Below are 21,285 nucleotides of genomic sequence, written 5' to 3'. Positions count from 1 at the left end.
CGCGGTCAGCGCAGGCGCCAGCTCCGCCGGCCGCCGTGCCGGGGCGAGCTGCTGCCGCCGCGCCCGGTGGGGTCGGTGCCGTCCCCGCCGCCGGGGAACGGCGGCGTGCGCGCGCCGCGCTCGGTGAGGGTGGGGGACCACTCGAGGCGCCGGGCGGCGGGCGGGTGCACGACGCGGGCGACCGCCGCGACGGCGGTGTCGATCGTCGTGAACGCCTGCCGGTAGGCCCGCTCGGAGCGGCCGTGCGGGTCCGGGATGTCGAGGGGCGTGCGCGGGGTGATCGTCCGGACGCGCTGCGCGCTCGCGATCTCCGGGAGGCGGGCGATCCGGTCGGCGTCGGTCTCGTCCGGGTCGACGGGCAGGTCGATCGCCGAGAGCAGCGCGGCGAGCTCCAGGAGCGTGTAGGTGCGTCGGACGGCCTGCGGGACGAGGGTGACGACGGCGGCCCGCTGGGCCCGGGACATCGTGAGGACGAGGTCCGCCTGCTCGATCATCGCCGCCGTGAGCTGCCGCCCGGTGTGCGTCGAGGCCTCCAGGCCGCGTGCCGTGAGCAGCCGCGCCATCGGCTCGTCGAGCGGTGCTCCTTCGAGCGCGTGCGTCCCGGCGCTCGACACCGTGACGCTCGTGTCGCTGCGGATGCTCAGCAGTCTCTCGGCGGTGGGGGAGCGGCAGACGTTCCCGGTGCACACGGTGAGGACCTGGGACGGCATGACTGAGGTCGGCACTCCCTCCGGTGCGCGGGGACGTCGTCCGGAAAGGCGACCGACCGAAGGTAGCACGCAGCGATCGGGCCCCTGCCGGGCGGGCGGGCGGGTGCGCTCCCACGCGCTCGTCGAGCCCACAATTCACCCGGTGGGCCGCCTTCTTCACCCTCGGAGGGCGTGGTTCCGGGTCTCCTCCCGGTCCTAGCCTGGACGCGGCCCCCTCGCCGTGCGGGGCGCGCGGCCGAGGACGGGAGGACGGGCATGAAGGTCGGGTACGCCCCCGGTGCGTGGGACCTGTTCCACGTCGGGCACCTCAACGTCCTCCGGCACGCCCGCAGCGAGTGCGACTACCTCGTCGCGGGTGTCGTGGACGACGACATGCTCGAGCTCGCCAAGGGCCGGCGCCCGGTCGTCCCCGTCACGGAGCGCGCGGAGATCGTCCGCCACGTCCGGTTCGTCGACGAGGTGTTCGTCGAGACCCAGCCCGACAAGCTCGAGACCTGGCGCCAGCGCCCGTTCGACGTGTTCTTCAAGGGCGACGACTGGCGCGGCACCCCGAAGGGCGCGGAGCTGGAGCGTCGCTTCGCCGAGGTGGGCGTCGAGGTCGTCTACTTCCCCTACACCGTGCACACGTCGAGCACGGCGCTGCGGCGCGCGCTGACGCTGCTCGAGCCGACGGCGGGGCTCACGGTCGAGGGCTGAGCCCTCCCGCGGTCAGCTCTTGCGGCCGTCGAGGAAGTAGGCGATGGGCCCGACCCAGTTGACGAGGAGCGCGAGGCCCCACGCGAGCTTGGTCCCGTTCACCTGGTCGGCCGGCCGACGCACGAGGTCCCGGTACGCCGCGGCGGTGAGCGTGACCTGTGCGGCTCCCACCACCCCGACGGCGATCCGCTGACCCTTCGTCAGGTCCTTCCACCGGCGCTTGGTTCCCATGGCGTCTCCTCTCGGCGTGTCCTCCGACGCTATGCCGTCCGGGCCGCCGCCGCACCGGCACGACCCGTCCGCACGACCCGTGGACACAGGTCGTGACAGCCCGCGCCGGTCTCTGTAAGGTTGCAGCAACATCCGGAAACATCCTGCAACGCCGCAGGTGCCGGTCGCGCCCGCCACCCCGGGGCGCTCGTCATCACCGCGTGGCCCGCCCGTGCTCGACGCCGAGCGAGGGGCGGCCGCATCCTCGAAGGAGCTGCAATGACGCGCACCACCGACCTCGCCGGACCCCCGGCGCCCACCCCCGTCCCCGCAGGCCGCCCCGCCAGCCCGCACCGCGGGCGCCTGCGCCGCGTCCTCGCGGCCGGCGCCTCGGCGGCCCTCGCGCTGACCGCGGCGCTGGCCGCGGTCCCGGTCGCCGGACCCGCCGCGGCCGCGCCGCCCGTGCCGACGCCCGTCGTCGACTCCCCGAACGGCCGGGGCGACGTGATCCTCAACCTCTTCCAGTGGACGTGGGACTCCGTAGCCGCCGAGTGCACGAGCACCATCGGCCCGGCCGGGTTCGGCTACGTCCAGGTCTCGCCGCCGCAGGAGCACATCCAGGGCACGGCCTGGTGGACCTCCTACCAGCCCGTCAGCTACAAGCTCGAGTCGAAGCTCGGCACCCGCGCCGAGTTCCAGCGCATGGTGAGCGCCTGCAAGGCGGCAGGCGTGGGCGTGATCGTCGACGCGGTCGTCAACCACACGGCGGGCGCCGACACCGGGTCCGGCACCGGGACCGGCGGGACGAGCTACTCCGTGGACAGCTTCCCGGGCGTCCCGTACGGGCCGAACGACTTCAACGACTGCCGGTCGAACATCAGCAACTACGGCGACCGGTACAACGTCCAGAACTGCCGCCTCGTCTCGCTCCAGGACCTGCGGACGGGCTCCGACTACGTGCGCGGCAAGATCGCGGGCTACCTCAACGACCTCCTGTCGCTCGGCGTCTCGGGCTTCCGCATCGACGCCGCGAAGCACATCCCGGCCGCTGACCTCGCGGCGATCAAGGCGCGGCTCACGAACCCGAACGTCTTCTGGGTGCACGAGGTCATCGGCGCGAGCGGCGAGCCGATCCAGCCCTCGGAGTACCTCGGTTCCGGCGACTCGCACGAGTTCTTCTACGCGCGCGAGCTGAAGTCCCGGTTCGACGCCCAGATCAAGGACCTGCGCACCATCGGCGACAACAAGCTCCCCTCCGACCGCGCGGGCGTCTTCGTCGACAACCACGACACCGAGCGCAACGGCGAGACGATGAACTACAAGTGGGGCGCCAAGTACCGGCTCGCCAACGCGTTCATGCTCTCGTGGCCCTACGGCGCGCCGAGCGTCTACTCGGGCTACACGTGGAGCGACAAGGACGCGGGTGCGCCCGGCGCCTCGGCCACCTCCGTGCCGGACGCGAGCTGTGCCGACAGCGCGTGGGTCTGCACGCAGCGCTGGACCGAGATCGCGGGCATGGTCGGCTTCCACAACGCGGTCGCCGGGACCTCGGTGACGGGCTGGTGGGACGACGGGAACAACCACATCGCCTACGGGCGAGGCGCCAAGGGCTACGTGACGATCAACAACTCCGCGAACGCCGTGACGCGCACCTACCAGACCTCGCTCCCCTCCGGGACGTACTGCGACGTCGTGGCGTCGAAGGACTGCTCGAAGACCGTCTCCGTCTCCGGCTCGGGCACCTTCACGGCGACGGTGCCCGCGTACGGGGCGCTCGCGCTCCACGTCGGGGCGCGCGGCGACGGCGGCACCGGGGGCCCCGGGCCCGTCGACCCGGCCGGCACGACGACCGTCTACTACGCGACCGACAAGGGCTGGAACGCGTACAACGTCCACTACAAGGTCGGCACCGGCGCCTGGACCAGCGTCCCCGGGCTCCCGATGACGGCGGCCTGCACGGGCTGGGTCTCGCGGCAGATCAGCCTGCCCAGCGGGGCGACGGGCGCGGCCGCGACCGTCACCGCCGCCTTCACGAACGGCTCGGGCGCCTGGGACAGCAACGGCGGCAAGGACTACGCCCTGTCCGGCGCCGCGGTCGCCGTCTCCGGCGGGACGGTCACGGCGGGCGACCCGTGCGACGGCGGCGGGTCGCCGGGCGGGCCGGTCGAAGGGCAGGGCGACGCGTCGTTCTCCGTCACCGCGACCACCACGTGGGGCCAGACGGTCCACGTCGTCGGCAGCATCCCGGCGCTCGGCTCCTGGGCGCCCGCGAACGGCGTCCCGCTGTCGTCGTCGGCCTACCCGGTGTGGACCGCGCGCGTCGACCTCCCGGCCGGCACGACCTTCCAGTACAAGTACGTCAAGCGCGACGGCGGCGGGAACGTCGTCTGGGAGAGCGGCGGCAACCGCACGGCGACGGTCGGCGCCGACGGCTCCGTGACGCTGTCGGACACCTGGCGGTCGTAGCGCTTCCGCCGTCCCCACCACGCGGTCGTGGCCCCGCCCGGGCCACGACCGCGTGCTGGGGGCAGGCAGCGACGGCACGCTCGACCGGCGGTGACCGCGCGCCCGGCGAACCTACGATGAGGCGGTGACCGCCCCCGAGCCCTCGGCCGCCCCGGACCCGCACGAGCCCGCGCACGACCGCGCGCCCGACGCCGCGACCGACCCGCTGCGCGACGTCGTCGCCGTCATGGACCGCCTCTACTCCCCGGGCGGGTGCCCGTGGGACCGCGAGCAGACGCACGTCTCGCTCGTGCGGTACCTCCTCGAGGAGGCGCACGAGCTCGCCGACGCCATCGAGACCGACGACCGCGCCGGGATGCGCGAGGAGCTCGGCGACCTGCTCCTGCAGGTGCTGTTCCACGCGCGCATCGCGAGCGAGGAGCCGGACCCGTTCACCGTCGACGACGTCGCCGCCGACCTCGCGGCGAAGCTCGTGCGGCGCCACCCGCACGTGTTCGCGGACGCCGACGCGACCGACCTGCACGGGCAGTGGGACGCGATCAAGAAGGCGGAGAAGCAGCGCTCGTCGGTGCTCGAGGGCATCTCGCACACGCAGGGGTCGCTCGCCCGCGCGCAGAAGGTCCTGTCCCGGGCCGGGCGCGGCGGCCTCGGCGACGTCGTCGGCGCGGCGCTCGCGGCGCCGTCGGGCACCGGGGCGGGTGCGGTCGGCGAGGACGGCGCCGGCCCGACGCCGGACGAGCGGCTCGGGCGCGAGCTGCTCGCGCTCGTGGCCCGCGCGGAGGCCGACGGGCTCGACGCGGAGGCCGCGCTGCGGGGCGAGCTGCGGCGCGTCGAGGCGCGGATCGTCGCGGCCGAGACGTCGGCAGGGGCGCCCGCGGAGCCCGGCCCGGCGGTGCAGGGCTGAGGCGGGACGTTCGTCCCGATCGTCGACGCGCAGGTCCCCGACCCGGGGCCCACGGACCGGACGCAGCGGCGCAGGTCACAACCGGGCACTAGGCTGTGGTCGTAAACCCACCATCGTCGCGGGCGCGCACGCGGCGTCCCGGGTTTCCCTGCCCGGGTCCGCCACCACCGTTCGAAGCGCCCGCAGCCCTGCCCCGAAGGAGCACCTGTGGCCAGCATCGAAGCCGTTGGAGCGCGCGAGATCCTCGACTCCCGCGGAAACCCGACCGTCGAGGTCGAGGTCGTCCTGGACGACGGGACGTTCGCCCGCGCCGGAGTGCCCTCGGGCGCGTCGACCGGTGCGTTCGAGGCCGTCGAGCGTCGTGACGGCGACAAGTCCCGCTACCTGGGCAAGGGTGTCGAGGGCGCGGTGAACTCCGTGATCGACGACATCGCCCCGGAGCTCATCGGCTTCGAGGCCGAGGACCAGCGCCTCATCGACGCCGCCCTCATCGACCTCGACGGCACCCCGAACAAGGGCAAGCTCGGCGCGAACGCCATCCTCGGCGTCTCGCTCGCCGTCGCGAAGGCCGCCGCGAAGAGCGCGGGCCTCGACCTGTACCGCTACGTGGGCGGCCCGAACGCGCACGTCCTGCCCGTGCCGATGATGAACATCCTCAACGGCGGGTCGCACGCGGACTCGAACGTGGACATCCAGGAGTTCATGGTCGCCCCGATCGGCGCCTCCTCGTTCCGCGAGGCGCTGCGCACCGGCGCCGAGGTCTACCACGCGCTGAAGTCCGTGCTCAAGGAGAAGGGCCTGGCCACCGGCCTCGGCGACGAGGGCGGCTTCGCGCCGAACCTCGCGAGCAACCGCGAGGCGCTCGACCTCATCCTCGTCGCGATCGAGAAGGCCGGCTTCGCGCCGGGCACCGACGTGACGCTCGCGCTCGACGTCGCGTCCACCGAGTTCTTCAAGGACGGCGCGTACCAGTTCGAGGGCGGCGCGAAGACGCCGGCCGAGATGATCGCCTACTACGAGCAGCTCGTGCGCGACTACCCGCTGGTCTCCATCGAGGACCCGCTGTCCGAGGACGAGTGGGACAGCTGGTCGCAGCTCGTCGCCGAGGTCGGCGACAAGGTGCAGATCGTCGGCGACGACCTGTTCGTCACCAACCCGGAGCGTCTCGCGAAGGGCATCGAGCTCAAGGCGGCGAACTCGCTCCTCGTGAAGCTCAACCAGATCGGCACGCTCACCGAGACGCTCGACGCCGTCGAGCTCGCGCAGCGCAACGGCTTCACCGCGATGGTGTCGCACCGTTCGGGTGAGACCGAGGACACGACGATCGCGGACCTGTCCGTCGCGACGAACGCCGGCCAGATCAAGACGGGTGCCCCCGCCCGCGGCGAGCGCATCAACAAGTACAACCAGCTCCTGCGCATCGAGGAGGCGCTGGACGACGCCGCCCGCTACGCCGGCCGTGGCGCGTTCCCGCGCTGGACGGTGCAGGGCTGACCTGCGGCTGACCGTCGGTCGCGCACGACCCCGCCGGGACGACCCGGCACCCGGAGCCCGGAGGGCCGCTCGTCGGCCCGCCGGGCTCCGGCGCGTCCGGGCGGGTGAAGAAGTCGTGTCGATCGCCTCACGTTCGCGGGCGCACCGCGCGTGCTCCCGGCGCGCCGCGTCTCGCGGCAGCACAATCGGGGCATGCCGTCCTCGCGTCGCCCCCCGCGCCCCGGTGCCCCCGCGCGGCCGGGCTCCGGGCCCGCGCGCGGCACGTCCGGGACGAAGCCCACGAAGCGCTCCGCGTCCTCGGGGGCCGCGAGCCCGCGCCCGGCGTCCACGGGCGCCCCGCGGACGGCGTCGGGCTCCTCGGCGAAGTCCCCGGGCGGCGGCTCGACCGCCCGGACCCCGTCGTCGTCCGGCGCGCGGCGCCCCGCCGCCCGACCGAGCAGCGCGACGTCGACGCGACGTGCGGCCGGCCCGGCGCCCGAGGACCGGCGCCGGAGCCGCTACGGCTTCCTCCTGCCCGAGGTGGTGACCGTCCGGACCCTGGTCCTGTCCGTCGTCGTGCTCCTCGCCGCGGTGCTCCTGCTGCCGACGCTGCGCGCGTACGTCAACCAGACGGGGGAACTGCGCGAGCTGCGCGCCGGCCTCGAGCAGGCGCAGGCCGAGCACACCGAGCTCGAGGCCGAGCTCGCCCGCTGGGACGACCAGGCGTACGTCGAGCGCGAGGCGCGGGACCGGCTGAACTTCGTCATGCCGGGGGAGCGGCCGTGGCGCGTGCTCGACCCGGAGACGGTCGTCGACGACACCGACCCGCAGACCGGGCGGACGATCACGGACGGGCCCGTCCGGGGGTACGAGGAGGGCACGCCCTGGTACGAGGCCATCTGGGAGTCGGTGCAGGTCGCGGGCGGTCCGCGCACGTCCGGCGACGACGCGGGGACGTCCGACGGGACCGCGCCCGCGGGCGAGGAACCGGCCGGCGACGAGGGCGCTCCGCAGAGCGGGGAGAATGGGTGAGGCGTCGTCCCGACGCCGCCGACCGACCCGAAGGAAGTCCCGTGCCCGACGCCCGCCTGGCCATCCCCGCCGACGACCCGGACGCCGTCGTCACCGAGCGCGACCTCGAGACGCTCGCGGAGCAGCTCGGGCGCACCCCGCGCGGCGTCGTCGGCATCGCCGCGCGGTGCGCGTGCGGGCGCCCGCTCGTCGTCCGCACGGCGCCGCGGCTCGAGAACGGCACGCCGTTCCCCACGACCTTCTACCTCACGAGCCCGGGCGCGGTCGCGGCCGCGTCGACGCTCGAGGCGAACGGCGTCATGAAGGAGATGTCGGAGCGGCTCACCGAGGACGAGGAGCTCGCCGCCGCCTACCGGCGCGCGCACGAGCACTACCTCGCGCAGCGTGAGGCGCTCGGCCACGTCGAGGAGATCGACGGCATCTCGGCGGGCGGGATGCCCACGCGCGTGAAGTGCCTGCACGTCCTCGTGGGCCACGCGCTCGCGGCCGGGCCGGGCGTCAACCCGCTGGGCGACGAGGCGCTCGAGCGCGTGCGCGACGTGTGGCGCCCCGACCGCTGCACCTGCTGACCGCGTGGCACGCTTGGACGCATGACCTCTGGCTCCACCTCTCCGCTCACCCGGGACCCGGGCGCGACCGCCGCGCCGGCCGCCTCGCCCGCCCCCGTCCCGCCCGGCGCCTCGCGCGTGGCGGCGATCGACTGCGGCACCAACTCGATCCGCCTCCTCGTCGCGGACGTCGACCCGCAGGCCGGGACCCTCGTCGACCTGGACCGCCGCATGGAGGTCGTCCGGCTCGGCCAGGGCGTCGACCGCACGGGTCGGCTCGCCCCCGAGGCGCTCGCGCGCACGCTCGTCGCCGCGCGCCGCTACGCGCAGGTGATCGCCGACCTGGGCGCGACGCGGACGCGCTTCGTCGCGACGTCGGCCACGCGGGACGCCGAGAACCGCGACGAGTTCGTCGCGGGCGTCCTCGACGCGCTCGGCGTCGAGCCCGAGGTCGTCTCGGGCGAGGAGGAGGCGGCGCTGTCGTTCCGCGGGGCGACGTCGACCGTCGCGGCCGTGCGCCCCGGCCCCTACGTCGTGGTGGACCTCGGCGGCGGCTCGACGGAGCTCGTGCTCGGCACGACGACGCCCGACGCCGCGTACTCGATGGACGTGGGGTGCGTGCGCATGACGGAGCGGCACCTGCGCTCCGACCCGCCGACCCCCGAGGAGGAGGCGGCGGCCCGCGCCGACGTGCGGGCCGCGCTCGACGACGCGGCCCGCGTGGTGCCGCTCGGGCGGGCTGCGACGCTCGTCGGGCTCGCCGGGTCCGTCACGACGGTCACGGCCCACGCGCTCGGCCTCGCCCGCTACGACCGCGACCGGATCAACGGGTCCGTGCTGCCGGTCGACACCGTGCTCGCCGCCTGCGACGACCTGCTGCACCGCACGCGCGCCGAGCGCACCGCCCTGGGGTTCATGCACCCCGGGCGCGTCGACGTCATCGGCGCGGGCGCGCTCGTGTGGTCGGAGGTCGTGCGCCGTGTACGCGACGACGTCGCCGCCGCGGGCGGGTCGCTCACCGAGGTCGTGACGAGCGAGCACGACATCCTCGACGGCATCGCCTGGTCGCTCGCCTGACCCGGGGTCGCCCCGGCGGCCCCTCCTGCCCGACCGCCGAGCCCGGCGTCGCGTGGCACCGGCCGCCCGGTGCCCGCGGCCCGGGCTCCGGCGTCTTCGGGCGAGGGGCGTGTCGTGTGCACGGTACTGCGCATCGCACGGTAGTGTGCATCCCGTGATCCCGGAGGCCGAGCACCGGGACGGACCGGGGCCACGCCCGACGGAGGGACGGATGGACACCACGCAGCTGCTCAAGGGGGTGCTCGACGCGGCGGTGCTCGCCGCGGTCGAGGCCGAGGACGGGTACGGGTACGACGTCGTGCGGCGCCTGCGCGCGGCGGGGCTCGAGGACGTGGGGGACGCGTCCGTGTACGGGACGCTGCGGCGCCTGTACGCCGGCGGGGCGCTGTCCACCTACGTCGTGCCGTCCGACGCCGGGCCGCACCGCAAGTACTACGGGATCAACCCGCAGGGCCGGGCCATGCTCGACCTGCACCGCAAGGAGTGGCAGACGTTCGCGGGCACCGTGTCCGCGCTGCTGCGGACCGGAGAGGTGGCCGCCTGATGAGCACGACGACCCCCGCGCAGCCGCCCGCCGGCGCGCCCGTCGGACGGGCCTTCTACGGGCACGTCCACGCCTACGCCCAGCAGGTGCGCGCGCACCTCGCCGACCTGCGCCCCGACCAGGTCGAGGAGCTCGCCGACGGGCTGGAGGCCGACCTCGCCGAGGCGGTCGTCGACGCGCCCGGGGCGCTCCCGCGCCGGGCCCCCGCGCCGGCGTCGTCGGACGGCGCTCCGGCCGGCACGACCGGCACGGACGGCACGGAGGCGCTCGACGACACGGGCCTCGACCTCGTCGCGTTCTTCGGTCCACCGGCCGAGTACGCCGCCGAGCTGCGCACCGCGGCCGGTCTGCCTCCTGCTGTCCCGGGCGCCGCGCGCGGCCCGCGCCCCGGGGTGCGCCGTCGGCTGGCCGGGCTCGGCGAGATGCTCGCGGCGGACTGGCGCGCGGGCTGGCAGCCCGTCACCTCGTCGCCGCAGTGGGCCTCGACGGCCGAGTTCCTGCGCGCCCTCACGCCCGCGTGGTGGATCCTGCGCGGCTGGGTCGTGGCGACGCTCCTGCTCGCCCTGGTCGCGGGATACCAGGTGGCCGTGCTCCCGCCGGACCTGTCCGCGCGCGTCGTCGTGCTGATCGCGGTCGTCGTGAGCGTGCAGTGGGGCCGGGGCCGGTGGCTGCCCACCCGCGGGCTGCGGAAGGTCGGCCGTCCGCTGTCGGTCGCCGCGGCCGTCGCGGCCGTGCCCGCCGTCCTCGTCGCCGCCTCGGCGAGCGCGTCGAGCCCGTACGCGTGGGACCGCGGCTACGAGCAGGGCCGCAGCGACGCGAGCAGCGGCCTCGTGAGCAGCGTGTCGTTCGGGAGCGGGGACTCCCCGGGCACGGCGGGCGTGTGGGTCGACGGCGCGCAGGTGTCCAACCTCTTCGTGTACGACGCGGCGGGCGAGCCGCTCCGCGACGTCCAGGTCTTCGACGACCGCGGCCGCCAGGTCCGCACGGTCACCGAGGAGGGTGCCTCCGGGGCGTGGGCGGTGCCCGACGTCGAGGGCGCGTGGTACTTCCAGCCCGCCGTCTCGACGGACGGGCGCGAGCGGTGGAACGTCTACCCGCTGCGCGCGGTCGCCGAGGAGGACGTCGAGTACCCCGAGGGCGACGGCCGCCCCGTCCCGGCGACGGGGACGCGCACGCGCGACATGCCGTGGCCGTTCCTCCAGGCACCGACCGCGGTGCCGTCGAGCGTGGGGACGGGGGAGACGTCGTCGGGCACGGGCGGTGCGGGCGAGGCGCCGGCCGACGAGCCGGCCGAGGGCGACCCGGCGCCGTCGCAGGAGGCGCCCGCGACCCCGCCCGCGGGCGGGGTGGCGCCCGCACCGACCGGCCCGACGCCCGTCGTCGGCGCGATCGGCTGACCGGCGGGCCCGGGGTGGTGCGCCCACGGCGGACGGCGGCGCACCACCCCGGTCCCGGCCCCTGCGGAATGTCGCCTGTGCCCGCGTGTGCCCGCCTCTGCCCCCGTCCGTCCGCGCGGCGTGGGGCGCGTCACGCTCGTCAGGCGGACGCTCCGGCTCGCCTGTGCCGCAACCGGTAATACTCTGGAACCATGCCTCAGAATGACCTGACCTCGGTCAGCCGTGCCCAGACCGCTTCGCCGCGGCCCCGCAAGGTGCCCCGCGTCGTCGTCCTCGGCGGCGGCTCCGTGGGTCTGTACGCCGCCCGCCGGCTGCGCAAGAAGCTCGGTCGCCGCGAGGCGGCGATCGTCGTCGTCGACCCGCGCCCGTACATGACGTACGCGCCGTTCCTCCCCGAGGCGGCCGCGGGCTCGATCGACGGCCGCGACGTCGTCGCGCCGCACCGCCGTGCGCTCAAGGGCGTCGACGTGCTCCAGGGCAAGGTCGTCTCGATCGACCACACGGACCGCCGCGTGACGATCCACCCGGAGGAGGGCGACGACTACTCGGTCACGTACGACCACCTGATCGTCGGCCTCGGCTCGGTGTCGCGCACGCTGCCCATCCCGGGCCTGGCGGAGAACGCGATCGGCTTCAAGAACGTGGAGGAGGCCATCGCGGTCCGCAACCACGTGCTCAACCGGATGGACGTCGCGTCGTCCACGTGGGACGAGAAGCTGCGTCGCCGCATGCTCACGTTCACGTTCGTCGGCGGCGGGTTCGCGGGCATCGAGGCGCTGGCCGAGATCGAGGACATGGCCCGCTACGCGACGCGCAACTACGCGACGATCGAGGAGAAGGACCTCCGCTTCGTCATGATCGAGGGCGCGGGCCGCATCCTGCCCGAGCTCAGCGAGCCCATGGCGCAGTACGCGCTCGACGAGCTGAAGAAGCGCGGCATCGAGTTCCACCTCAGCACGTTCCTGTCGTCGTGCGTGGACGGCCACGTCGTCACCTCGACCGGGGTCGAGTTCGACTCCGACACGATCGTGTGGACCGCGGGCGTCAAGGCGAACCCGGTCCTCAAGGAGTCGTCCGACCTCCCGGTCGACAAGCTGGGCCGCATCACCGTGCTGCCGACGCTCCAGGTCGCGGACGCCGACGGCAACGTCGTGCCGAACGCGTGGGCCGCGGGCGACTGCGCCGCCGTCCCGGACGTGCTGAACCCGGGCAAGTTCTGCCCGCCGAACGCGCAGCACGCCATCCGTGAGGCCACGCGCCTCGCCGACAACCTCGCGCTCGAGCTGCACAGCGAGCCGCCGGTCGAGTACCGCCACAAGAGCGTCGGTACGGTCGCGTCGCTCGGCCTGTACAAGGGCGTCGCGGAGCTGTTCGGCGTGTTCAAGCTCCGCGGGACGCTCGCGTGGCTCATGCACCGCAGCTACCACGTCATGGCGATGCCGACGGGGAACCGCAAGATCCGCATCTTCATCGGCTGGATCGGCCAGTTCCTCATGGGCCGCGAGCTCGTGTCGCTCGGCTCGCTGCACGACCCGCGCGCGGAGTTCCGCGCCGCGTCCGTCCCGCCCAAGAAGGACGGCGACCCGGTCAAGCAGACCGCGCAGGGCTCGGCGGCCGCGGCGGAGTCCGGTGCGGGCACCGTCGACGCCGACGACCGGACGCCGGCGGCGAAGGCCTCCTGAGGCCGCGGCCGGGCCCCCGGCCCGGCCGTCGTGCCCGACGACGAGGGGCGAGCCGCGCGTGCGGCTCGCCCCTCGTCGCGTCCGGGTCCGAGCGGGCGGCCGTCGTGGCGACGGGCCCGGGGAGCCCCGCGCGCGCGGTAGATTCGGCCCGCGCCCCCATGGCCCAACTGGCAGAGGCGGCCGGCTTAAACCCGGCGTGTTCCGGGTTCGAGTCCCGGTGGGGGCACCATGCCGACGGGCGGTCGGCTCCGAGGCGCCAGGGCTCCCCGGGCTAGGACAGCCCCGTCGGCCCCTCCGGCTCGGCCGGGGGAGCGGCCTCCTGGCCGAGGATCACGACGGTGCCGTCCGGGTCCTGCACGCGCGCGACGCGCTCGCCCCACGGCTGGTCCGCGGGCGGCTCCAGGACGGGCACGCCCGCGGCCGCGAGGTGCTCGACGGCGCGGTCGCAGTCGTCGACGTACACCCACAGCACGACGCGGGTGTCCGCCGGAGGCGGGTCGCCCTGCCCGAGCCCGAGCGGCGACCCGCCCACGCGCACGCTCACGTAGACGGGTGGGCCGTCGTCGGGGAACGCGTACTCGACCGTCCCGCGCAGCAGGTCGCGGTAGAAGCCGAGGGACCGGTCGAGGTCGGCCACGGTGAGGACGGGGAAGAGGCTGCGGAACACGGTCGCTCCTCGGTGCGCTCGGCGGGTCCTCCCATCGTGCGCCTCGTGCCCCGGGCGCGCGCCCCGTGCCCGGGGCGCCGCGCCTCAGCGCGCGAGCAGCTCCTCGGTCGTGGTGCCGGGGACGGACAGCGTCACGCGCGTGCCCCACGGGTCGTGCACGACGACGGAGCGGCCGTCGTCCGCGTGCTCCAGCCCGCGGGCACGGAAGCGGGCGACGAGCGCGTCGAGGTCCTCGCGGCCCGGCACCGTGACGGCGACGTCGCCGAGCCCGAGGCTCGCGGCGCGGGGTCCGGCGCCCGCGCTGTTCCACACGTTCATCGCGACGTGGTGGTGGTATCCGCCCGCGGACGCGAAGAGCGCCCCGCTGTACCCGGTGAGCGTCGCCTCGAAGCCGACGGCGTCGACGTAGAAGGCGTGGGCGGTCGCGACGTCGCCCACCTGCAGGTGCACGTGGCCGACGCGGCCCGCGAGCGAGGGGCCGGCGTCGAACGTCTCCTGGTCGAGGTGCGTGCGCAGGTAGGCGTTCGGGTCGAGGAACGTCGTCGTCATGAGGATCTGGCCGTGCTCTCGCACCCACGTCTCGCGGGGGCGGTCGGTGTAGAGCTCGACGCCGTTGCCCTCGGGGTCGGTGAAGTAGAACGCCTCGCTGACGAGGTGGTCGCTCGACCCGACGAAGGTGCCGCGGCGGTCCTGCGCGGCGCGGTAGACGGTCGCGGCGAGGCTCGGGCCGTCGTCGAACAGGAAGGCCGTGTGGAACAGGCCGGCCTGGCGCGGGTCGACGGGCGGGAGCCCGGGCGTGTGCACGAGGCGCAGCATGGGTGTGCGGCCGCGGCCCAGCACACGGTGCACCTCCGCGCCGCGCGACCGCTCCTCGAGCGGGGCGAGGGCGAACGCGCCTGTGTAGTACGAGGTCATGAGCTCGAGGTCGCCCACGCGCAGCGTGACGGCGTCCATGCTCGTGGACGGGGACAGGAGGCGGTCGGTCGGCGCGCCCGGCGTGCTCGTGGTCATGTCTGCTCCAACTTGTTGTCGCTACAACTATATTCCCACACCGTGGCGAGGGCTCCCGCACCGGCGCCGTCCTTGCTAGGGTCGGCGCGAACCACGCGGGGCGTCCCGCCCGGGCCACGGCCCGGGCCGAGGGACTGAGACGAGCGGTACGGCCGCCCGGACCCGTCGAACCTGATCTCGCTAGCACGAGCGGAGGAACGTGGGCATGACGACGCCTGCTGCCATCACCCTGAACCCTGTCCTCGCGGACGACCCGACCGCGCTCGTCCGGCAGGAGGAGACCGGCTTCACCGCCGACCTCGCCCGCCGGTACGCGGACCTCTTCGAGACGTTCTACGACCACCCCTTCCTGGCCGGGCTGCGCGACGGCTCCGTCGAGCCCGCCGCGGTCCGCCACTACGTGGGCCAGGACCACCAGTACCTCACGGCCTACCTGCGCTGCTACGGCCTCGGCATGGCCCTCGCGCCCGACCGGTCGTGGGCGGCCTACTTCCACGACAAGGCCGGCTTCCTCCTCGACGACGAGTCGCACGCGCACCACGCGATGTGCGACTTCCTCGGCGTGACGTACGAGGAGGCGCAGACGCACCGCCTCGCGCCGAGCGCGCAGGCCTACGTGGACCACATGACGGCGGCCGGCCGCGACTCGCTCGGCGTGCTGCTCGCCGCGCTGCTCCCGTGCCCGTGGACCTACATCTGGTCCGCGCGGCGCTTCTGGCTCGGCGAGCGCGAGACGACGCCCGGCGCCCTCGGCGACGACCACCCGCTCGCGGGCTGGTGGCAGTTCTACGCGGCCGAGCGCACCGAGGACGTCCTCACGGACCTGCGCGCACGCCTCGACGCGCTCGCCGCGGACGCGGGCGAGGCGGAGCGCGCGCGCATGGAGCGCGCGTTCGAGCTGAGCTGCCGCCACGAGATCCGCTTCTGGCAGATGGCCTGGTCGCTCGAGCGCTGGTGACCCGTCCGGCCGGGCGCGCGGCCGGCTCGCGTCGTGCGCCCGGCCTTACGCCAGCAGCAGATACCCACCCGGGTGCCTCGGCACCCGGGTGGGCCGCGGGTAGCGTGAACGCATGGACGCGACGAGCGCGGTGCCGGGCACGCTGCCGGACGTGGTGCCGGACGGGGCGACGCCGAGCCCCCGCTCCCGGGCGGGCGGACGGGCGGAGCCCCTCCTGCGCCACGTCATCGGGGGGATCCTGCGGCGGGCGCGGCTCGCGCAGGGGCGCACGCTCGTCGACGTCGCGGCCGCCGCGCGCGTCTCCACCGCCTACCTGTCCGAGGTGGAGCGCGGGCGCAAGGAGGCGTCGTCCGAGGTCCTCGCCGCCGTGTGCGGCGCCCTCGGCCTGCGCCTCGTCGATCTCGTCGCCCGCACGGGCGAGGAGCTGCGGCCGCTCGCGCCCGTCCGCGTGCTGTCCTCCGCGCGAGAGCGCGGTGCCCTCTCCGCGCCACGGCACGTCGCCCCGGCGGGCGAGCCCGTGCGAAACCTCCCCGTCGCCGAGACGCTCCGACGTCCGACCGCGCGCGCCGGCGACGTCCTGCTCCTCGCGGCCTGAGCGACGGTCCCCGTCGCACCGCGTGTCGTGCGGGGGCCGGGCGCCGTGCGCGCCGCTACCGTCGGTCCATGACGGAGCCGCAGACCGCGCACGGCACGGCAGCCCAGGACGTCCCGGCCCTCCAGGACCTCGTCGACGACGCCGCGTTCCTCTCCCACGAGCACCAGCTCCACCTGACGGACCTCCACGGCGACGACGCCTGGGCAGCCGACCTGACCACCGGGGTCTTCACCTTCACCGCGCCCGACGGCGGGACCGCGACGTGCCGCCTCCAGTTCCTCGGCACGGCCGCGCCCGGGCCGGGTACGTGGATGTGGGCGTGGCAGAACGTCAACGGCTTCCCCGACGCCGTGCTCACCGCCGCCGAGAGCACGCGCCGGACCGGGCTGCGCGAGGCCGCCGAGCCGGAGCTCCCGCTGGCTGACGACCTCGCTCACCGGCTCGCGCTCGCGGCCAAGGCCGTGACCGGCTCGTCCGCCCACTACAGCGCCCCCGTCGGCGGCGGCACGCGGGCGTGGTTCCTTCTGGACGACGCCGACCTCGCCCTGCCCGCCCCGAGCGTGCCGCGCGTCGTGCGGACGCTGAGCGAGGGGCTGCTGTCCGTCACGGTCGTCGACCACCGGCGCGCCGTCGCGTCCTACGCGAGCGCGCGCGGCCTGCCGGCCGTCGCGGACGGGACCGGCGCCGTCGTGCTGGACGTGCCCGACGGCACCGTGACCGTGCGGTTCGACGAGCGCGGGCGGATCGCCGGCATCTCCGCGTCGTCCCGACGGACCGCCGCGCCCGAGGCCGCCGCGCCCCCGGCCGCCGAGGCCGAGGCCGCAGCGGCCGAGCCCGAGGCCGCGGCGTCGGAGCCCACGGCGTCGGAGCCGCCCACGGCAGACTTTGCCGCCTCGGAGCCGACGGCGCCCGCGCTCACCGTCTCGGAGCCACCGGCGGACGAGCCGGCCGCGCCCGAGCCTGCGCCCGCGGCGCCGGAATCGGCCGTGCCCGAGCCGTCGCCCGCGGAGACGACCCCCGAGCCGCGCCGCCGGTCGTGGTTCCGACGACGCGGCTGACGACGCGGCTGACGTGGCACGGGGTCGCCCCCGCGGTCGGGCGTCACGCCGCCGCGGCGAGCTTGCGCGAGGTGACGACGGCGTCCGCGACGCCGTACTCCACGGCCTGGCGCGCGGTGAGCACGAGGTCGCGGTCGGTGTCGGCGCGCAGGCGCTCGACGGTCTGGCCCGTGTGCCGCGCCAGCACCTCCTCCGTCTCGGACCGGATCCGGAGGATCTCCTCGGCCTGGATCGACAGGTCCGAGATCGTGCCCTCCCCGCCGCCCGACGGCTGGTGCAGCAGGACGCGCGAGTGCTCCAGCACGAACCGCTTGCCGGGCGTGCCCGCCGCGAGCAGGACGGCCGCGGCGGAGGCCGCCTGGCCCATGCAGATGGTCGAGACGTCGCAGCGGACGAACTGCATCGTGTCGTAGATCGCCATGAGCGCGGTCGCGGAGCCGCCCGGGGAGTTGATGTACAGCCCGATCTCCTGGTCCGGGGCGTCCGACTCCAGGTGCAGGAGCTGCGCCATGACGACGTTCGCGACGCCGTCGTCGATCTCCGTGCCGAGGAACACGATGCGCTCCGACAGCAGGCGGGAGAAGACGTCGAACGCGCGCTCGCCCAGCGGCGTGCGCTCGACCACGGTCGGGATCGTGTAGCTCGCCATCACAGACCCACCTTCCGGGCCGCGCGGGCGGGGCGGACGTCGTCGACGCTCTCGACGATCCGGTCGACCATCCCGTACTCGAGCGCCTGCTGCGCGGTGAACCAGCGGTCGCGGTCGGAGTCGTCGGCGATGGTCTCGACGGACTGCCCGGTGCTCTCCGCGAGGAGCCGGTGCATGAGCCCCTTGGTGTAGACGAGGTTCTCCGCCTGGATCGCGATGTCGACGGCGGTGCCCCCGATCCCGGCCGACGGCTGGTGCATCATGATCCGCGCGTGCGGCAGCGCGAACCGCTTGCCCGGCGTCCCCGCGCACAGGAGGAACTGGCCCATGCTCGCGGCGAAGCCCATCGCGACGGTCGACACGTCGTTGGGGATGAGCCGCATCGTGTCGTAGATCGCGAGGCCGGCGCTCACCGAGCCGCCGGGGGAGTTGACGTAGAGCGCGACGTCCGCGCGCGGGTCCTCCGCCGAGAGCAGGAGGAGCTGGGCGCACAGGCGGTTCGCGACGGCGTCGTCCACGGCCGTGCCGAGGACGACGATGCGCTGGTGGAGCAGGCGCGTCGTGAGCTGGTCGTCGAACGAGGAGGCCGCCGAGGCGGCAGCCTCTGCGCGCGGGGTCCGGTGGTGGTCGCCGACGGCGTGTCGGCCGGTCAGGTGCGTGGTCATGCGACCACCCTGCGCCCGCAGTGGCCCCGTGAGGAGGCCGATCTGCCGTCGGCTCATTCGCCGACGGCAGATCGGCCTCCTCACGACCGGGTCAGAGGTTCGGCCAGGACCGGCGCTCGACCACGATGCCGCCCGGGGCCGGGTCGATGCTGACCCACACCGTCGCGGGCGTGCCGCCGCTGTTGCCGAGGATGCAACCGAGGTCGACGTAGCTCCCCGCGTTGAGGCGTCGAGGCCACGCGTAGCTCCCGACCTGGCGGCCGTCGGCGTAGCACCGGAAGGTGTAGTCCCCTGACGGGAAGGTCGCGTTGGCGTTGACGCGGAAGACCGTGCACATGTGGCCGATGCAGTTGCCGAAGCCGGGCTGCGTGTTCTGCTGCGGACCGCGTGTCACCCAGATGGTCGGCGGGACCGGCCGCGGGTCGGTGCGGATCGTCTGGCCCGAGCTCCATGGGCCGCACCCGGCGGCGTTGCACGCCTGGGCGATGAGCGTGTAGGTCTGGTCGTAGTCGCCACCGACGTCCACGCTCTGGCCGGAGCCCGACCTGTTCTGGCTGCCGGAGAGCTGCCAGTTGTACCGGGTGACCCCGCTCCCGCCGTTGGACGACGGTGCCGTCACCGTGAACGTGCCGCTCGTGGCGCCGGTCTTGTTGGGGCTGACGCCCGGCGCGCTGGGCTTGCCGTACGCGCTGATCTGCCCCGACGCCGGGCTCGACGTGGATGTGCCGCCCTTGTTCGTCGCGGTGACGGTGAACGTGTAGTTCCCGGCGGGGAGGCCCGTGAAGTCGACGGACGTACCGTCGACGTCCCTCTTCGCGCCCCCGGGCGCCGCGGTGACGGTGTACCCCGTGATCGGGCTGCCGTTCGCGTCGGCGGCGCCCCAGGACACGCGCGGGATGCCGCTGTCCTGCCCGCCGCCGCCCACGTTCTGCACGCTCGGCCGGGGCGGAGCCTCGGGGCGCCCGTAGGGGACCACGGCCGCGGACGCCGTGCTCTCCGCCGTCCGGCCCGCCTTGTTCTCGGCCGTCACCGTGAACGTGTACGACGACTCGTTGTCGAGGCCCGTCGCCTTGTGGCTCGTCGCCGTGAGGGAGAGCGCGGCGCCGTCGCGGGCGCCGTTCTTGTACCGCTGCAGGGTGTAGCCCTTGATCGCGTCGCCGTTCTCGAACGGCGGCTTCCACGACACGTCGATCGAGCCGCCGTTGAGCGGCGAGTCCGCGGCGCGGACCGCGCTCGGCGTCTCCGGGACGTCCGGCAGGCCCGCCGGGACCATCTCGCCCGAGTACTCGCCCCAGTCCGAGGGGTCGGGGGCGAGGTTGTTCGCCCGGACCCGGACGCTGTACGCGGTGCCGTTCTCGAGCCCGTTCCACACGTACTGGGTGCCCGAGAGCGCCGTGACCTGGACGGCGCCGCCCTTCGGCGCCGGGGAGATCTCGAGGTCGACCGTCTCGATCGGCGAGCGGTCGGTGTAGGTCTTGTTGGTCCAGGTGACGGTGAGGGACTTGTCGCCGAACTCGAGGCGGGGTGCGGCGGGCGGGTCGGGCTTCTCGTCGGGTCGGGCGACGGCGGAGGCCGGGGAGGCGGGGCCGTCGCCGACGGCGTTGGTCGCGTAGACGGTGAAGGTGTACTCGACGTTGTTGGTCAGCCCGTCGAGGGTGCACGTGGTGGTGCCGCACTCCTTGGTGTAGCCGTTCTGGGAGCGCACGGTGTAGCCGGTGATGTCGGCGCCGTTGTTGTTCGGCGGGTCCCAGGTGAGCACGACCGTCTTGGAGCGGACCTCGACGACCTGCGGGGTCGCGGGCGCCTCGGGCTTGCCCAGGACCTTGAGCTGGACGCGGCCCTCGACCATGCGGTCGGGGTCCTTCGTCGCGTCCTGGATCCGGTAGACGACCACCATGACGCCCACGAACGAGTCGGCGGGCGTCACGACGACGTCGCCCCCGCTGTACGACACGTCGCCGCTGCCCGTCTCGACGCTCGCCGCCACGATCTCGAGCGGCGTGTCGGGGAAGGGGTTGGAGTCGTTGGCCAGGACGGGCACGGTGGTGGCCTTGCCCTGGTGGGCGTCGTCGACGGTGTCGGGGTTGGCGCGCGCCAGGGGCCGGGTGGAGGCCACGACGGTCAGGGTCGCGGTGCCCTCGACCGGGGGGTGCTCGCCGTCGGTGACGGTGATCGGGACCTGCACGACCGAGCCCTTGGGCACGTCCGGGGTCGCCTGGGCGCGCAGCGTGGTGCCCTCGACGGACACGGTCACGCCCTGCGCCTGGCCGGTGGCCTTGAACGTCAGGGGGTCGCCGTCGGGGTCGGTCGCGAAGCGCGCGAGGTCGATCGAGGCCTCCTCGCCCGCCGCGACGTCGAGCGTCGGGGTCGACAGCTCCGGCGGCAGGTTCTCCGGCGGCACGACGCTGATCGGCAGCGTGAGCAGCGCGGTGTGGCCGTCGGGGTCGTCGGGACCGGAGCCGTCGGTGACCTCGAAGGTCACGGCGGCGGGACCGACGTAGTCCGCCGCGGACGTGTAGGTGATCTCCGTGGTCGAGAGGACCTCTCGCGTGCCCTCGAGCGCGGTGACTTTCTCCTCCGTGGTGAGCCGGGGAGTCTTGCCCTCGACCACCAGGACGTAGTCCGTGATGTCGATGGGCAGCGGCTCGCCGCTCACGACCTCCAGGGGCGTGATGCCGGGGCGGAGGGTCGGGGCCTGGTCGGTGAGGCCGGGGACCTTGACGAAGGCCTTGGCGGTCAGGCCGTCGATGTCGGTCGCGGTGTAGGTGATGACCTGGCGGCCCTCGGTGAGGGTGACGGTGAGCTCGCCGTCGGGGGTGACGCTCGCGGTGCTCGCGTCGGTGGTCACGGTGAGCTCGCTCGCGGCGCCGTCGGGGTCCTCGTCGTTGTCCAGGACGGGGACGGTGACCTCGGTCTTGCCCAGGATGTCCTCCACGGGCACGG

At 74.6% G+C, this 21,285-nt stretch carries 20 protein-coding genes, 1 tRNA gene and 1 riboswitch; of the genes, 14 read left to right on the top strand and 7 right to left on the bottom strand.

The window, feature by feature from the left end:
• Positions 1-5: 5 nt before the first annotated feature.
• Positions 6-710, bottom strand: coding sequence for a low molecular weight phosphatase family protein (locus tag RDI86_RS13585; RefSeq protein ID WP_061268681.1), 705 nt, complete (start codon positions 708-710; stop codon positions 6-8).
• Between the two features lie 255 nt (positions 711-965).
• Here RDI86_RS13585 and RDI86_RS13580 point away from each other — a divergent pair, with 255 nt between their 5' ends.
• Entirely contained in the window at positions 966-1,406 is a 441-nt protein-coding gene (locus tag RDI86_RS13580) for an adenylyltransferase/cytidyltransferase family protein (protein WP_021483197.1), read from the top strand.
• Between the two features lie 12 nt (positions 1,407-1,418).
• Here RDI86_RS13580 and RDI86_RS13575 read toward each other — a convergent pair whose 3' ends face one another.
• The gene (locus tag RDI86_RS13575; protein ID WP_061268680.1) at positions 1,419-1,637 is read right to left on the bottom strand and encodes a PLD nuclease N-terminal domain-containing protein; all 219 of its coding nucleotides are present in this window, start codon (positions 1,635-1,637) and stop codon (positions 1,419-1,421) included.
• Positions 1,638-1,895: 258 nt separating this feature from the next.
• Between RDI86_RS13575 and RDI86_RS13570 the strand changes: the two genes are divergently transcribed.
• From RDI86_RS13570 to RDI86_RS13525, 10 genes are all read left to right on the top strand, one after another.
• The gene (locus RDI86_RS13570; RefSeq protein WP_308821581.1) at positions 1,896-4,082 is read left to right on the top strand and encodes a carbohydrate-binding module family 20 domain-containing protein; all 2,187 of its coding nucleotides are present in this window, start codon (positions 1,896-1,898) and stop codon (positions 4,080-4,082) included.
• A gap of 124 nt (positions 4,083-4,206) precedes the next feature.
• On the top strand, positions 4,207-4,986 hold the full coding sequence (locus RDI86_RS13565; RefSeq protein ID WP_308821580.1) for a MazG family protein: 780 nt from the start codon (positions 4,207-4,209) through the stop codon (positions 4,984-4,986).
• Positions 4,987-5,193: 207 nt separating this feature from the next.
• On the top strand, positions 5,194-6,480 hold the full coding sequence (gene eno, locus RDI86_RS13560) for a phosphopyruvate hydratase (protein ID WP_061268679.1): 1,287 nt from the start codon (positions 5,194-5,196) through the stop codon (positions 6,478-6,480).
• 192 nt (positions 6,481-6,672) lie between these two features.
• Positions 6,673-7,491, top strand: coding sequence for a septum formation initiator family protein (locus RDI86_RS13555; RefSeq protein ID WP_308821579.1), 819 nt, complete (start codon positions 6,673-6,675; stop codon positions 7,489-7,491).
• A gap of 41 nt (positions 7,492-7,532) precedes the next feature.
• Positions 7,533-8,060: a DUF501 domain-containing protein gene (locus RDI86_RS13550; protein ID WP_241769854.1), complete on the top strand. Its 528-nt coding sequence runs from the start codon at positions 7,533-7,535 to the stop codon at positions 8,058-8,060.
• A gap of 21 nt (positions 8,061-8,081) precedes the next feature.
• Positions 8,082-9,116 (top strand): Ppx/GppA phosphatase family protein, encoded by a 1,035-nt coding sequence (locus RDI86_RS13545; protein WP_308821578.1) that lies wholly within the window; start codon positions 8,082-8,084, stop codon positions 9,114-9,116.
• A 211-nt stretch (positions 9,117-9,327) separates the two neighbouring features.
• Positions 9,328-9,660, top strand: a complete 333-nt coding sequence (locus RDI86_RS13540) for a PadR family transcriptional regulator (protein ID WP_076406316.1) — start codon at positions 9,328-9,330, stop codon at positions 9,658-9,660.
• Positions 9,660-11,057, top strand: coding sequence for a hypothetical protein (locus RDI86_RS13535; RefSeq protein ID WP_308821577.1), 1,398 nt, complete (start codon positions 9,660-9,662; stop codon positions 11,055-11,057). Before RDI86_RS13540 ends, RDI86_RS13535 begins: the two co-directional genes overlap by 1 nt.
• A 191-nt stretch (positions 11,058-11,248) precedes the next feature.
• The gene (locus RDI86_RS13530; RefSeq protein ID WP_043656236.1) at positions 11,249-12,739 is read left to right on the top strand and encodes an NAD(P)/FAD-dependent oxidoreductase; all 1,491 of its coding nucleotides are present in this window, start codon (positions 11,249-11,251) and stop codon (positions 12,737-12,739) included.
• A 152-nt stretch (positions 12,740-12,891) separates the two neighbouring features.
• Positions 12,892-12,968 (top strand) — tRNA-Leu (locus RDI86_RS13525).
• A gap of 42 nt (positions 12,969-13,010) precedes the next feature.
• On the opposite strand, the gene RDI86_RS13520 is transcribed toward RDI86_RS13525, so the two are convergent.
• Both RDI86_RS13520 and RDI86_RS13515 read right to left on the bottom strand, forming a co-directional pair.
• Entirely contained in the window at positions 13,011-13,406 is a 396-nt protein-coding gene (locus RDI86_RS13520) for a glyoxalase/bleomycin resistance/extradiol dioxygenase family protein (RefSeq protein ID WP_076406322.1), read from the bottom strand.
• A gap of 84 nt (positions 13,407-13,490) precedes the next feature.
• Positions 13,491-14,417 carry a VOC family protein gene (locus RDI86_RS13515; RefSeq protein ID WP_251176922.1) on the bottom strand — a complete coding sequence of 309 codons (927 nt, stop codon included), beginning with the start codon at positions 14,415-14,417 and terminating at the stop codon, positions 13,491-13,493.
• An 86-nt stretch (positions 14,418-14,503) separates the two neighbouring features.
• Positions 14,504-14,632, top strand: a riboswitch (TPP riboswitch).
• Here RDI86_RS13515 and RDI86_RS13510 point away from each other — a divergent pair.
• The 3 genes from RDI86_RS13510 (at position 14,623) to RDI86_RS13500 (ending at position 17,028) form a co-directional block, all read left to right on the top strand.
• On the top strand, positions 14,623-15,375 hold the full coding sequence (locus RDI86_RS13510) for a TenA family protein (protein ID WP_021483086.1): 753 nt from the start codon (positions 14,623-14,625) through the stop codon (positions 15,373-15,375). It overlaps the preceding riboswitch by 10 nt.
• A gap of 112 nt (positions 15,376-15,487) precedes the next feature.
• Complete coding sequence (locus tag RDI86_RS13505) at positions 15,488-15,970, top strand: helix-turn-helix domain-containing protein (RefSeq protein ID WP_168946145.1); 483 nt, start codon at positions 15,488-15,490, stop codon at positions 15,968-15,970.
• A 68-nt stretch (positions 15,971-16,038) separates the two neighbouring features.
• On the top strand, positions 16,039-17,028 hold the full coding sequence (locus tag RDI86_RS13500; protein ID WP_308821576.1) for a DUF6882 domain-containing protein: 990 nt from the start codon (positions 16,039-16,041) through the stop codon (positions 17,026-17,028).
• Between the two features lie 43 nt (positions 17,029-17,071).
• On the opposite strand, the gene RDI86_RS13495 is transcribed toward RDI86_RS13500, so the two are convergent.
• The 3 genes from RDI86_RS13495 to RDI86_RS13485 form a co-directional block, all read right to left on the bottom strand.
• Entirely contained in the window at positions 17,072-17,677 is a 606-nt protein-coding gene (locus tag RDI86_RS13495; protein WP_009866251.1) for a ClpP family protease, read from the bottom strand.
• Complete coding sequence (locus RDI86_RS13490; protein ID WP_076406328.1) at positions 17,677-18,342, bottom strand: ClpP family protease; 666 nt, start codon at positions 18,340-18,342, stop codon at positions 17,677-17,679. Before RDI86_RS13490 ends, RDI86_RS13495 begins: the two co-directional genes overlap by 1 nt.
• A 91-nt stretch (positions 18,343-18,433) precedes the next feature.
• The coding region (locus RDI86_RS13485) for a fibronectin type III domain-containing protein (protein ID WP_308821575.1) at positions 18,434-21,285 on the bottom strand (2,852 nt) is incomplete at its 5' end.

This window comes from Cellulosimicrobium sp. XJ-DQ-B-000 (assembly GCF_031119065.1).
GTDB lineage: Bacteria > Actinomycetota > Actinomycetes > Actinomycetales > Cellulomonadaceae > Cellulosimicrobium > Cellulosimicrobium funkei.
Note: the sequence above shows the minus strand (reverse complement) of the source record. Positions and strands in the feature narration are given on the sequence as shown.

What these genes read in the sequence shown, in the direction of transcription:
- RDI86_RS13505 (WP_168946145.1), top strand. Translation starts at nt 15,488, where the DNA reads ATGGACGCGACGAGCGCGGTGCCGGGCACGCTGCCGGACGTGGTGCCG.
- RDI86_RS13510 (WP_021483086.1), top strand. Translation starts at nt 14,623, where the DNA reads ATGACGACGCCTGCTGCCATCACCCTGAACCCTGTCCTCGCGGACGAC.
- RDI86_RS13495 (WP_009866251.1), bottom strand. Translation starts at nt 17,677, where the DNA reads ATGGCGAGCTACACGATCCCGACCGTGGTCGAGCGCACGCCGCTGGGC.
- RDI86_RS13575 (WP_061268680.1), bottom strand. Translation starts at nt 1,637, where the DNA reads ATGGGAACCAAGCGCCGGTGGAAGGACCTGACGAAGGGTCAGCGGATC.
- RDI86_RS13545 (WP_308821578.1), top strand. Translation starts at nt 8,082, where the DNA reads ATGACCTCTGGCTCCACCTCTCCGCTCACCCGGGACCCGGGCGCGACC.
- RDI86_RS13580 (WP_021483197.1), top strand. Translation starts at nt 966, where the DNA reads ATGAAGGTCGGGTACGCCCCCGGTGCGTGGGACCTGTTCCACGTCGGG.
- RDI86_RS13490 (WP_076406328.1), bottom strand. Translation starts at nt 18,342, where the DNA reads ATGACCACGCACCTGACCGGCCGACACGCCGTCGGCGACCACCACCGG.
- RDI86_RS13540 (WP_076406316.1), top strand. Translation starts at nt 9,328, where the DNA reads ATGGACACCACGCAGCTGCTCAAGGGGGTGCTCGACGCGGCGGTGCTC.
- RDI86_RS13585 (WP_061268681.1), bottom strand. Translation starts at nt 710, where the DNA reads ATGCCGTCCCAGGTCCTCACCGTGTGCACCGGGAACGTCTGCCGCTCC.
- RDI86_RS13535 (WP_308821577.1), top strand. Translation starts at nt 9,660, where the DNA reads ATGAGCACGACGACCCCCGCGCAGCCGCCCGCCGGCGCGCCCGTCGGA.
- RDI86_RS13570 (WP_308821581.1), top strand. Translation starts at nt 1,896, where the DNA reads ATGACGCGCACCACCGACCTCGCCGGACCCCCGGCGCCCACCCCCGTC.
- RDI86_RS13500 (WP_308821576.1), top strand. Translation starts at nt 16,039, where the DNA reads ATGACGGAGCCGCAGACCGCGCACGGCACGGCAGCCCAGGACGTCCCG.
- RDI86_RS13530 (WP_043656236.1), top strand. Translation starts at nt 11,249, where the DNA reads ATGCCTCAGAATGACCTGACCTCGGTCAGCCGTGCCCAGACCGCTTCG.
- RDI86_RS13555 (WP_308821579.1), top strand. Translation starts at nt 6,673, where the DNA reads ATGCCGTCCTCGCGTCGCCCCCCGCGCCCCGGTGCCCCCGCGCGGCCG.
- RDI86_RS13515 (WP_251176922.1), bottom strand. Translation starts at nt 14,417, where the DNA reads ATGACCACGAGCACGCCGGGCGCGCCGACCGACCGCCTCCTGTCCCCG.